The sequence below is a fragment of the Streptomyces sp. NPDC002870 genome (genome assembly GCF_042888505.1).
Taxonomy (GTDB): domain Bacteria; phylum Actinomycetota; class Actinomycetes; order Streptomycetales; family Streptomycetaceae; genus Streptomyces.
The window spans coordinates 514,301-526,462 of record NZ_JBIAPW010000001.1 but is presented as its reverse complement, the minus strand read 5'-3'; the positions used below and the strand labels follow the sequence as shown (position 1 = coordinate 526,462).

The 12,162-nt window shown below is 70.8% G+C and carries 10 protein-coding genes; 7 read left to right on the top strand and 3 right to left on the bottom strand.

Annotated elements, in window-relative coordinates; genetic code table 11:
• Positions 1-115 precede the first annotated feature (115 nt).
• The 4 genes from ACFYWY_RS02370 (at position 116) to ACFYWY_RS02355 (ending at position 5,707) form a co-directional block, all read left to right on the top strand.
• The gene (locus tag ACFYWY_RS02370; RefSeq protein ID WP_389178320.1) at positions 116-658 is read left to right on the top strand and encodes a beta-class carbonic anhydrase; all 543 of its coding nucleotides are present in this window, start codon (positions 116-118) and stop codon (positions 656-658) included.
• A 200-nt stretch (positions 659-858) separates the two neighbouring features.
• On the top strand, positions 859-1,905 hold the full coding sequence (locus ACFYWY_RS02365; protein ID WP_389178317.1) for an AAA family ATPase: 1,047 nt from the start codon (positions 859-861) through the stop codon (positions 1,903-1,905).
• Positions 1,905-3,260, top strand: coding sequence for a DUF58 domain-containing protein (locus tag ACFYWY_RS02360; protein WP_389178314.1), 1,356 nt, complete (start codon positions 1,905-1,907; stop codon positions 3,258-3,260). Before ACFYWY_RS02365 ends, ACFYWY_RS02360 begins: the two co-directional genes overlap by 1 nt.
• Positions 3,257-5,707 (top strand): DUF3488 and DUF4129 domain-containing transglutaminase family protein, encoded by a 2,451-nt coding sequence (locus tag ACFYWY_RS02355; protein ID WP_389178311.1) that lies wholly within the window; start codon positions 3,257-3,259, stop codon positions 5,705-5,707. The genes ACFYWY_RS02360 and ACFYWY_RS02355 overlap by 4 nt, the downstream gene beginning before the upstream one ends.
• A 183-nt stretch (positions 5,708-5,890) precedes the next feature.
• On the opposite strand, the gene ACFYWY_RS02350 is transcribed toward ACFYWY_RS02355, so the two are convergent.
• From ACFYWY_RS02350 to ACFYWY_RS02340, 3 genes are all read right to left on the bottom strand, one after another.
• Positions 5,891-6,295: a DUF3040 domain-containing protein gene (locus tag ACFYWY_RS02350; RefSeq protein WP_389178308.1), complete on the bottom strand. Its 405-nt coding sequence runs from the start codon at positions 6,293-6,295 to the stop codon at positions 5,891-5,893.
• 250 nt (positions 6,296-6,545) lie between these two features.
• Positions 6,546-7,304, bottom strand: a complete 759-nt coding sequence (locus tag ACFYWY_RS02345) for a methyltransferase (RefSeq protein WP_389178305.1) — start codon at positions 7,302-7,304, stop codon at positions 6,546-6,548.
• Positions 7,305-7,439: 135 nt separating this feature from the next.
• On the bottom strand, positions 7,440-7,979 hold the full coding sequence (locus ACFYWY_RS02340) for an SAV_6107 family HEPN domain-containing protein (RefSeq protein ID WP_389178302.1): 540 nt from the start codon (positions 7,977-7,979) through the stop codon (positions 7,440-7,442).
• A 158-nt stretch (positions 7,980-8,137) separates the two neighbouring features.
• On the opposite strand from ACFYWY_RS02340, the gene ACFYWY_RS02335 reads away from it, so the two are divergent.
• The 3 genes from ACFYWY_RS02335 to ACFYWY_RS02325 are packed head-to-tail and all read left to right on the top strand — an operon-like array spanning position 8,138 to position 11,685.
• Complete coding sequence (locus ACFYWY_RS02335; RefSeq protein WP_389178299.1) at positions 8,138-8,980, top strand: ATP-binding cassette domain-containing protein; 843 nt, start codon at positions 8,138-8,140, stop codon at positions 8,978-8,980.
• Positions 8,952-11,039: a YhgE/Pip family protein gene (locus ACFYWY_RS02330; RefSeq protein WP_389178296.1), complete on the top strand. Its 2,088-nt coding sequence runs from the start codon at positions 8,952-8,954 to the stop codon at positions 11,037-11,039. Before ACFYWY_RS02335 ends, ACFYWY_RS02330 begins: the two co-directional genes overlap by 29 nt.
• A gap of 37 nt (positions 11,040-11,076) precedes the next feature.
• Entirely contained in the window at positions 11,077-11,685 is a 609-nt protein-coding gene (locus tag ACFYWY_RS02325) for a TetR/AcrR family transcriptional regulator (RefSeq protein ID WP_389178426.1), read from the top strand.
• Positions 11,686-12,162 lie beyond the last annotated feature (477 nt).

Genomic DNA, 12,162 nt, shown 5'->3' with positions numbered 1-12,162 from the left:
TCGTACGGACGCGGCCGCATCCCGCCTGTGGGTTAGGTCACAACAAGGTTCATTGACGTTCTTTGTCCCCCCTCACAGCGAGCTTCGCCCGCCTGTGCCCATTACCGTCGTCCTCATGTCGACTTCCGCGCACCACCCTGCCGACGCAGTACGTTCCGGCGGGACGGTCACCGATCGTCTCGTCGAGGCGAACCTGCGCTACGCCGCCGGCTTCCAGGATCCGGGAATGGACGCCCGTCCCGTGCTGCAGGTGGCCGTGGTCGCCTGTATGGACGCCCGGCTCGACCTGCACGACGCGCTCGGGCTGGAGCTGGGCGACTGTCACACGATCCGGAACGCCGGCGGTGTGGTCACGGACGACGTGATCCGCTCGCTGACCATCAGCCAGCGGGCGCTCGGCACCCGCAGCGTCATACTCATCCACCACACCAACTGCGGTCTGGAGAGTCTGACGGAGGACTTCCGGCACGAGCTGGAGGACGAGGTGGGGCAGCGGCCGCCGTGGGCGGTGGAGGCGTTCCGGGATGTTGATCAGGACGTACGGCAGTCGATGCAGCGGGTGCGCACCTCGCCGTTCCTGCCGCACACCGACGACGTCCGGGGCTTTGTGTTCGATGTGACGGAGGGGCTGCTGCGGGAGATCGATCCCGCCGGGTGACCGCCCGCACACCGGATAAAGCATGGCAACACTGACAATTCACACCCACATATCCACAGGCGAGTGACACGACGCGGTAACGCCAACAAGAATGCGTCTGTGACACCCTTCCGGAACCTTCCGGAGACGGTGTCCGTGTTTCGGGGTGGGCCGGGCCGTCTGGAGAGCATCGGCCCGTAGAACGGGCCGAGGAGGGCCGGGTGACGACCTATGACGATCGAGCGAGCCTCACAGATCTGACCACCACAGCGGAGCGTGTCCGCAGGTCGGTGGAGGGTGTGATCGAGGGCAAGCCTGAGGTCGTACGGCTTTCGCTGACAGTGCTGCTCGCGGAGGGGCACCTGCTGATCGAAGATGTGCCGGGCGTGGGCAAGACAATGCTGGCCAAGGCGCTGGCGCGGTCCATCGACTGTTCGGTGCGGCGTATCCAGTTCACACCGGATCTGCTGCCGTCCGACATCACCGGTGTGTCGATCTTCGACCAGCAGCGGCGCGACTTCGAGTTCAAACCGGGCGCGATCTTCGCCCAGATCGTGATCGGCGACGAGATCAACCGCGCGTCGCCCAAGACGCAGTCGGCGCTGCTGGAGTCGATGGAGGAGCGCCAGGTCACGATCGACGGGAACACGTACGAACTGCCGAGCCCCTTCATGGTGGTGGCCACCCAGAACCCGGTGGAGATGGAGGGCACCTATCCGCTGCCGGAGGCGCAGCGGGACCGCTTCATGGCGCGGGTCTCGATCGGCTACCCCAGCGCGGAGGCCGAGCTGCAGATGCTCGATGTGCACGGCGGGGTCTCGCCGCTCGACGATCTGCAGCCGGTGGCCCACGCCCACGACATCGTGAAGCTCATCGACGCTGTGCGAACGGTCCATGTCGCCGATTCCGTCCGGCGGTACGCCGTGGAGCTGGTGGCGGCCACCCGCAGCCACCCGGACCTGAGACTGGGCGCATCGCCGCGTGCCACGCTGCATCTGCTGCGTGCCGCGAAGGCCTCGGCTGCGCTCAGCGGCCGTGACTACGCCCTGCCGGACGATGTCCAGGCACTGGCCGTGCAGGTGCTCGCGCACCGGCTGCTGCCCACCGCTCAGGCTCAGTTGAACCGGCGTACGGCGGAGCAGGTCGTGCTGGAGATCATGCAGCGCATCCCGGTGCCCACGGCCGGCAGCTCCGACAGCGTCTATGTCCCGGGCCGTCCGGCCCAGGCGCCGCTCTACGGCCAGCAGCCCGGCGCCCGGCGGCTGTGATGTCGTCGGCCGGGGGCCCCGCCGCCGCGGAAGGCAAGGACACGAGCGGACTGCGGGCGGCCCTGGGCGGGCTCACCACACGCGGGCGTTCGTTCCTCGCGGCCGGAGTGGCGGCGGCGGTGTGCGCGTATGTCCTCGGGCAGGGCGACCTGCTGCGCGTCGGACTGCTGCTGGCTGTGCTGCCGCTGGCCTGTGTGGCCGTGCTGTACCGCACCCGCTACCGGGTCGCGGGCAGCCGGCGGCTCACGCCGTCGCGGGTGCCCTCGGGCTCAGAGGCGCGGGTCCACCTGCGCATGGACAACGTCTCGCGGCTGCCCACCGGGCTGCTGATGCTCCAGGACCATGTGCCGTACGTGCTGGGGCCGCGGCCACGGTTCGTGCTGGACAGGGTGGAGGCCGGTGGCCGGCGCGAGGTGTCGTACCGGGTCCGTTCGGATCTGCGCGGGCGCTATCCGCTCGGGCCGCTGCAGCTGCGGCTGAGCGACCCGTTCGGGATGTGCGAGCTGACCCGCTCCTTCAGCGCGTACGACACCCTCACCGTCGTTCCGCGGACCGAGGCGTTGCCGCCGGTGCGGCTCGCCGGCGAGGCATCGGGGTACGGCGACGGACGGCAGCGCTCACTGGCGCTGGCCGGCGACGACGACATCATCCCTCGCACCTACCGTTACGGCGACGATCTGCGCCGGGTGCACTGGCGCTCCACGGCGCGCTACGGCGAGCTGATGGTGCGCCGCGAGGAGCAGCCGCAGCGGGCCAGGTGCACGGTGCTGCTCGACACCCGGCGGATCGCCTATCAGGGCGCGGGTCCCGACTCGGCCTTCGAGTGGGCGGTGTCGGGCGCGGCCTCGGCCCTGGTGCACATGCTGGAACGGGGCTTCGCGGTCCGGCTGTTGACGGACACCGGAAGCTCGGTGCCCAGTGAGGGCGCCGACGGCTTCGCCGGGTCGACGCAGGAGTCCGCGGACTCCGCGGGACTGATGATGGACACCCTTGCCGTGGTCGACCACTCCGACGGGGCCGGGCTCTCGCGTTCGTACGACGTGCTGCGCGGCGGGAACGAAGGACTGCTGGTCGCCTTCTTCGGCGATCTGGACGAGGAGCAGGCGGCCCTGGCGGCCCGTATGCGGCAGCGCAGCGGCGCGGCCGTCGCCTTCGTCCTGGACAGCGGGACCTGGGTGACGACCGGCGCGGTGGCCGGGGCGGTCGAAGACCGGCTGAGACTGCTCCGCGAGGCGGGCTGGACGGCCCTGTCCGTGCCGCCCGGGACGCCGCTCAGCGATCTGTGGCAGCAGGCGGGCCGGCAGCGCAGCGAGTCGTCCAGCGGTACGAACGGTTTCTCTGGGGGTTGGTCATGAGCGGTCGCGGACGGCTGGCTCTCTGTGCCTACGCCGCCACCCTGATGGCGGCGGGCGCGATGCTGCCGCTGGTCGATCCGGCGAGCTGGATGGTGCAGGCGGCGTTCCTGCTGGCGATCCAGAGCGGGGTCGGCGCGCTCGGCCGGCGGGTGCCGCTGGCCAGGCCGCTGACGGTGACGGTGCAGGCGCTCGTCACGCTGCTGGTGCTCACCGTGGTCTTCGCCCGGAGCCAGGCGATTCTCGGCGTGCTGCCGGGTCCCGAGGCGTTCCAGCACTTCGGGACGTTGCTGAACGCGGGTGGCGAGGACGTCGGGCGGTACGCGATCCCGGCGCCGGCCACCGACGGCATCAGGATCATGGTGATCGGCGGAGTGCTGCTGATCGGCCTGGCGGTGGACGCGCTCGCGGTGACGTTCCGCAGCGCCGCCCCGGCCGGGCTGCCACTGCTGGCGCTGTTCTCGGTGGCCGCGGGCCTCTCCGGCGGCGCGAGCTGGATGTGGTTCCTGCTGGCGGCCTCCGGATATCTGGTGCTCCTGCTGGCCGAGGGCCGGGACCGGCTCTCCCAGTGGGGCCGCGTCTTCGGCGGTGCCGCACCCGGGCAGGGACACGCCCCTGCCGGGTTCGACTCGGCGGGCGGCAAAGCCCTGGCACCGGTCCGTACGGGCCGCCGGATCGGCGCGCTGGCGCTGGGCGTCGCGCTCGTGGTCCCGGCGGCCCTGCCCGCACTGGACGGCGGGCTGCTGAACAGCACGGGCGTCGGGGACGGCGCGGGCTCCGGCGGCGGCACCATCTCCGCGGTGAACCCGCTGGTCTCGTTGCAGGACAGCCTCAACCAGCCGGAGGACCGCGAGGTCATCCGGTATCGCACCAACGCGACGGAGACCAAGGACCTCTATCTGCGGATCGTCGCGCTGGACCAGTTCGACGGCACGGCGTGGAAGTCCTCGGAGCGCAAGGTCAAGGACGTGCCCGACCGGCTTCCGCAGCCGGACGGCCTGAGCCCGTCCGTAGGCGTCACCGAGATCAAGACGAACATCTCGGCTGCGGGCTCGTACCGGCAGAGCTGGCTGCCGCTCCCCTACCCGGCGTCCGAGGTACAGATCAACGGACGCTGGCGCTACGAGCCCGCCGGCCGGACCCTGGTGGGCGACCGTGGCCAGACGACCCGTGGCGCGCAGTACTCCGTCACCAGCCTGCTGGTGAAGCCGACGCCGGCCCAGCTGGCGAGCGCGCCCACCCCGCCCGCCAACCTGCTGAGCGAGTACACCCGGGTGCCGGATGCGCTTCCGGACGTGGTCAGAGACACCGCGACGACGGTGACCAGGGGCGCCACGAACGACTACGAACGGGCGGTCAAGCTCCAGGACTGGTTCGCGATCGAGGGCGGCTTCCGCTACGACACCCAGGTGCAGTCCGGCACGGGCGTCAACGCGATCTCCCGCTTCCTGCGGGAGAAGGAGGGCTTCTGCGTCCACTTCTCGTTCTCGATGGCCGCGATGGCCAGGACGCTGGGCATACCGGCGCGGGTCGCGGTGGGCTTCACTCCAGGCTCGCCGAGGGCGGACGGCACCATGTCGGTCGGACTGCGCGAGGCGCACGCCTGGCCGGAGCTGTACTTCGAGGGCGTGGGATGGACGCGGTTCGAGCCGACCCCGAGCCGGGGCACCGCGCCCGACTACACGCGCCCGGAGTCACCGTCCGGCGGAGCGAGCAACCCGACGCAGCCCGAGACCAGCGCTGCGGCGACGCCTTCGGCCGCGCCTTCGGTGTCGGACACCTGCCCGGCGCAGGCGAAGCAGCTCGGCGAGTGCGGCGCGGCGGCTCCGCAGGAGATCCTGCCTCCGGCTGAACCCGGGACCCCGCTGGGGACCGTGCTGGGTGTGAGCCTGGCCGTGGTGGCGGTGGTGCTGGTGCCGCTGCTGCCGATGCTGTGGCGGATCAGAGTGCGCGGGCGACGCCTCGGCTCCGGCGGGCGTACGCCCGCGGACGCGGCGGCCCGGACGTTGGCGGCCTGGCAGGAGATCTCCGATACGGCGTGGGACCACGGCATCCTGCCCGACGATTCGCAGACGCCGCGCAAGGCCGCTGCCCGCATCGTGCGGCTGGGACAGCTGGAGGGCGAGGCGGCCGACGCGGTGCACCGGGTGGCCGGTGCGGTGGAGCAGGTTCTGTATGCGCCGGAGCCCCGGCCGGGCACGGGGCTGGCGGATGACGCCCAGCAGATCCGGGCCGGGCTCGGGGCTGCGGTGAGCCGCGGTACACGGCTGCGGGCACTGCTCGCGCCCCGCTCCACCGTCCGAGTGGTGTGGGCCCTGTCGGCGCGCTGGGCGTCCGTCACGGACCGGTGGGGCGTGCGCCGCTGGCGTCTTGACCGCTGGTCGGGAAGCCGCTGGTCGCCAAGCCGGTGGCCGGGAATCCTGAGCCGCGCATCCCGGCAGCGAGGCTGACGCGGGTCGGACGCCGTCTGACGGCAGCGGGCCGGGCGCGAGCCCGGCCCGACTCCCGCCGCTCGAGGCGCTGCACGAGAGCACGAGCGCTGCACGGGAGCACGAGCGCTGCACGAGAAACGGTGAGGGGCGACGCTCAAGAGCGTCGCCCCTCACCGTTTCAGCACGTTTTGATGAGGCGGTTCAGTGGCCGCCCTGTTCGTCGCGGCGGCGCTGCCACCGCTGCTCGATCCGGTCCATCATCGACTTGCGCCGACGGGGATGGCGGCCGGCAGGAGCCGCTGCCGCGTCCCCCAGGGTCTGCTGCTCACCGGGTTTGGGCGCTTTGCGCCATCCGGTGACCGCGAGCACCGCACAGCCCAGCATGACGAGGAATCCCACCACGCTGATCCAGATCTGCTGCGCGACCATTCCAGCCATGAGGAGCGCGATACCCACCAGGAAGCCGACGACCGCCTGGTAGACCCGTCGCCGGGTGTGTGTACGCAGCCCGCTTCCCTCAAGCGCTGTCGCGAACTTGGGATCTTCGGCGTACAGCGCTCGCTCCATTTGCTCGAGCATTCGCTGCTCGTGCTCCGAGAGCGGCACGGAGTCCTCCTAGTTGTCGGCCGCGGGGGGCGACCGGTAAGCGGCCCTTTCAGAATAGGCAGGGAATCGCCCCCGTGAAACCCGCCCTCTACGCCAATTCGCCAGTCCGGGCCGCCATGGCGGCTTGGGTGCTGAGGCGTAGATTCCCCAACCTCCGATCCGTCATGCCGGATGGTGTCCTCCGATCATACGGGGCGAAGCCCACGATCGGGGGGTCTGTGGCGTACTCCATGTGCGGTTGCGCCGCTGATCAGCCCCGCTTCTCGCCCAGGACGTGCAGCTGGGTCGCGACGGAGTGGAAGGCGGGCAGCTCGGCCGCCGCCGCCTCCAGCTTGAGCAGCGCGTCCAGGGCGCCTGGCTCGGTGTCCACCAGGACGCCCGGGACCAGGTCGGCGAAGACCCTTACGCCGTGCACGGCACCCACCTCGACGCCGGCCCCGGCGACGAGTTCGGTGAGCTGCTCGGCGGTGAAACGGCGCGGCACCGGGTCGCCGTCGCCCCAGCGGCCCGCGGGGTCGGTGAGAGCCTGGCGGGCCTCGGCGAAGTGCCCGGCCAGCGCCCTGGCAAGGACGGCCCCGCCGAGCCCGGCGGCGAGCAGGCTGATGGCACCGGCCGGGCGGAGCGCGTCCACCGCGTTGCGTACGCCCTCGGCGGGGTCGTCCACGTACTCCAGGACGCCGTGACAGAGCACCGCGTCGTACCCGTCGCGCTCCACGACGTCGAACAGGCCGTGGATGTCGCCCTGGACCCCGCGGACCCGGTCGGCCACACCGGCCTCGGCGGCCCGGCGCTCCAGGGCGAACAGTGCGTTCGGGCTGGGGTCGACCACGGTGACGCGGTGCCCGAGCTGGGCGACGGGCACCGCGAAGTAGCCGCTGCCGCCGCCAGTGTCGAGGACGTCCAGGGCGTCCGTCCCGGTTGCCTTGACCCGGCGGTCGAGGGCGTCCTTGAGGACGTCCCAGACCACGGCGGTACGGAGGGAGGCGCGGGGGCGCATCAGGTCCGACACGGCAGTTGACTCCTCGGACGGTGCGAACACGTTGAATGGCTTGAATACCTTGAATACCTCGAAGACTCAGTCCACCCTATTGCCTCCGCCGGGCACCCCAGCCCTCCCTTCTCACCCGGCGGCGCCCCCTACGCCCTACCCTGCGGCTTCCCTCGTCTCCGGATGCTCGGTCCTCGGCTGCGGCAGCACCGGTTGGAGCACCAGCAGCCGCTCGACCAGGCGCAGGAACATGGCCGCGTCGCGCAGCAGATCGTCGGCGTCGCGGCGGCTCGCCGCGCCCTGTATGCCCGCCTCCGCGCGCGCCCTGCGCCGGGCGCCAGAGGCGAACAGGGCGCTCCATTCGGTCAGTTCGGGCGCGATCTCCGGCAGCACTTCCCAGGCGCTTCGGATCCTCTGCCTGCGGCGTGCGCCGGTCTCCGGGCGGCCTCGGGCGGCCAGCACCGCGGCCGCGGTGCGCAGGGCCGCCAGATGGGCGGTGGCGTACTGCTCGTTCGGTGTTTCGAGAGTGGCGGCCTCGTCCAGTCCCGTACGGGCCTGGGCGAGCAGGTCGAGGGCGGCGGGCGGTGCCGAGGCCCGCCGCAGGACGGGGTGCACGTCGTTCGCCGGTCCGGTCGGTGAGGGGGCAGGGCCGGTGGCGCGGCGCCGGGGTGCGGCTGCTGCGTAGGAGCTGGCCATGACGAACCTCCTGTCGTCGTGTGACGGCACTGTGGCCGTATGTGTCCATCGTGGAGGCCACCACTGACAATCCGCCCTGACCTGCTCTTTTGCTTCGACCGTAGGTTCGGGGGTAGTTTTTGAACTGACTGGTCAGTGCAAAAACTGGGGGAGGGTACATGGACAGCCCGCACGGGGCGGCCATCACCGCCGAGGAGTTCGGGCTCAAGGGCCCGCGCGGCTGGGCGTTCCGCTCGGTGAGCGTCAGGGCGGAACCCGGCTCACTCATCACGATCGAGGGTCCGTCCGGCTCCGGCCGCACCTGCCTGCTGCTCGCGCTCACCGGCCGGATGCGCCCCACCGAGGGCAGTGCTGAAGTCGGCGGTCTGCCGCTGCCGAAGAAGATGGCGGCCGTACGCAGGATCAGCGCGCTCGGGCCGGTGCCGGGGGTCAGCGAGCTCGACCCGGCGCTGACCGTCGCCGAGCATCTGCGCGAGCGTGCCCTGCTGCAGCGCCGTTTCGACGGCGCGCTGCGCGCTCTGCTGCGCCCGCGCGCCGAGAGGACCGCCGCGGCCCGTAGCCGTATCGACGAAGCACTCGAGGCAGCCGGACTCGACCTGGCAGCGCTCCCCAAGCAGGAGCGCACCTCCGTGCGCGATCTGGAGCGGCTGGAGGCGTTGCGCCTGTACGTGGCCCTGGCGCTGGTCGGCCGCCCCAGCCTGCTCGCCGTCGACGACGCCGATCTCAAGCTCTCCGACGCCGACCGGGCCGAGGCCTGGCGGCTGCTGCGCTCCATCGCCGAGGCCGGCACGACCGTGCTCGCCGTGTGCAGTCAGGCGCCCGAGGACACGACCGTCATCCGCACCATCGCGGCCGAAGACACCGGCACGAGCGAAAACGGCGAGACGCCCGCGAACTCCGAGACGCCCGCGAACAGCGAGACGCCCGAAGACACCACAGAAAGCACCACCGACGACGAGGAGGGGAAGGCCGATGCGCTCGCCGAAACTGGCCGCGCTTGAGCTGAAGCGGTTCGGCAGGGGGAAGCTGCCGCGCGCCGCACTCGTCGCGGTCCTGCTGCTGCCACTGCTCTACGGCGCGCTGTACCTGTGGTCCTTCTGGGACCCGTACGGCCAGCTCGACAAGATCCCGGTCGCCCTCGTCAACGACGACAAGGGAGCCACCGCCGCCGGCAAGAAGATCGCCGCGGGCGACGAGATCACCGAGAACCTGCGCGAGAGCAAGGTCTTCGACTGGCACGAGGTGAGCGCCGCCGATGCCCGCAAGGGCGTCGAGGACGGCGCGTACTACCTCTCGCTGACCATGCCGAAGGACTTCAGCGAGCGCATCGCGTCCAGCTCCGGCGACTCCCCCGAGGCCGGTGCCCTTCAGGTCCGTACGAACGACGCCAACAACTACATCGTTGGTCAGATCTCGCGGACGGTCTTCGCGGAGGTGCGCACGGCCGCATCGACCAACACCTCCCGCACGTTCCTGGACCGGATCTTCATCTCCTTCTCCGACATCCATGACGCGACCGAGAAGGCGGCGAAGGGTGCCGACAAGCTCAAGGACGGGGTCGGCAAGGCGAAGGAGGGCTCCAAGGACCTCGCGGACGGCCTGAAGGACGCCAAGGACGGCAGCGGCAGGCTGGCCGGCGGCCTGACCAAGCTGAACAAGGGCGCGGGCGACCTCGAGACCGGCTCACAGAAGGTCGCCGACGGCACCCAGGTGCTCGCCGACAAGGTCAACAAGATCGCCGCCGACGTCCGTCCGCACCTCAAGGACAACGGCAGGACGATCGGCGACACGGCCCGCCTGGTCGCCGATGCGTCAGGCGCGGTACGCCGCAACCTCGGCATCCTCGTGAAGACGGCGCCCGGCCGCGCGGCGCTGGCCCACAAGTCGGCCGACAAGCTGAGCAGCGTCTACAAGGCGCGCTGCGAGGACGCCGTGCTGCCCGACCCGGCCCTCTGCTCCGACCTCAAGACCGCCAAGGACACGGCGGCCGACGTCGCCAAGGTCGCCGACGACGTCAATGCCCTGATCAAGGACAACGACGGCGATCTGAAGAAGCTGGACGGCCATCTCGCCACGCTGCAGCGACAGGCGACGGACCTGGCCAAGCGGTCACCGCAGCTGGACGAGGACCTTGAGTACGCCGTCGGAAAGATCAACGAGCTCAATTCGGGTGCCAAGAAGGTCGCTCTGGGCGCGGACAAACTGCACACCGGCCTGACCGGCGCCAAGACCGGCTCGACCGATCTCGACAGCGGCGTCGGCAAGCTCAAGAAGGGCGCCAACACCCTGGACGGCGGCCTGTTCAAACTCGCCGACGGTTCGACCGAGCTGGCCGGCGGGCTCAACGACGGCGTGGACAAGATCCCCGACTACGACAAGAAGGACCGCGACCGCCGTACCGAGGTGATGGCCGACCCCGTCAGGCTGGCGAGCCAGTCGCTGCACAAGGCGCCCAACTACGGCACCGGTTTCGCCCCGTACTTCATCCCGCTCTCCCTCTGGGTGGGCGCGATGGTCGCCTACATGATCATCCAGCCGCTCAACGGGCGGGCCCTCGCCGCCGGCGCATCCGCCTGGCGCATCGCCGTGGCCGGCTGGCTGCCCGTCGCCGCGATCGGCCTGGCCCAGGTCGCCGCGCTGATGTCCGTACTGCACTGGGGCCTCGGCATGAACATGGCGTACGCGGCCGGGACGGTGGGTTTCCTCGCCCTCGTCACCTGCTGCTTCGCCGCGATCGTCCAGTGGCTGAACGCCCGCTTCGGGGCCGCGGGCCGGATCCTCGTGCTCGCCCTCCTGATGCTTCAGCTGACCTCCGCCGGCGGAACCTACCCCGTCCAGACCAGCCCGGGGTTTTTCAACGCCATCCACCCCTTCCTCCCGATGAGTTACGTCGTCGAGGCGCTGCGCAGGCTCATCACGGGCGGCGGCCTCGGCCCGGTCTGGCAGGCGTGCGCGGTGCTGATCGCCTTCACCGCGGGCGCGATCGCGCTCACCGCCGTGTCCGCGCGGCGCAAACAGGTGTGGACGCTCGACCGTCTGCATCCCGAGCTGAGTCTGTGAGGCGGGCGGACCTGTGAGAATCGACGTCATGGACGCCATGGACAGCACCAGCACCAGACGCCGGGCGACCCGGGCAAAGCTCTACGAGGCCGCGGTGACGCTCATCGCCGAGCAGGGCTTCTCCGCCACCACGGTGGACGAGATCGCCGAACGCGCCGGGGTCGCCAAGGGCACGGTCTACTACAACTTCAAGAGCAAGACCGAGCTGTTCGAGGAGCTGTTGCGGTACGGCGTGGGCCTGCTCACCGCCTCGCTGCAGTCCGCCGCCGACGCGACGGCGGAGCACGGCGGCACCAAGGTCGAGGCGCTGGACGGGATGGTCAGGGCCGGTCTGGTCTTCATAGACCGCTATCCGGCCTTCACCCAGCTGTACGTCGCCGAGCTGTGGCGCACCAACAGGGCCTGGCAGTCGACGCTTCTCGTCGTACGGCAGCAGGCGGTCGCCGTCGTCGAGACGGTGCTGCGGGAAGCCGTCGAGAACGGCGAGCTGAGCGAGGAGATCGACATTCCGCTGACGGCGGCGGCACTGGTCGGGATGGTGCTGGTGGCGGCGCTGGACTGGCAGGCCTTCCAGCCGGAGCGGTCGCTCGACGATGTGCACTCTGCACTGTCGCGGCTGCTGCACGGCCGCGTCAGCGGCCGCTGAAGGGCCGTACGAGCGGGCGCACGAGCGGGCGTACAGCGGGCCGTGCCAGAGGGCGCGTGAGAGGCCGTACGACACAGAAGTGCCGGTCCGGTGAGGCTCGATCCCCCCGAGCCCCGCCGGACCGGCGTGTTCCCCCCGTGTCCCCCGTTCCCCCGTATCCCCCGTATCCCCCGTTGTGCCGGAGAACCCTGGTCATCAGGTCCTCCGTCGTGCACCCCCGTTCCGTCAGGGGAGCCGCGCCGTTCCGCCGCCCCGTGTCGGCGGTACCGGCGCTGCGCCCCTTCCGTGGTCTCCACTCTTCCTTCTATGCAGGTGAGACCCCATCCGCGCGCGTACTCATCTCACCCACTAGGTACGCATACTCAGCCGTCCGCACTCATCCCCACCCGGCCGGCAGGCCGACTGGTCACCATCGCGTCCGCGTCCGTACTCCCTCTCGGAAGGACGTGCTGGTCAGCGGCGTGAGGTGGCCGGGGA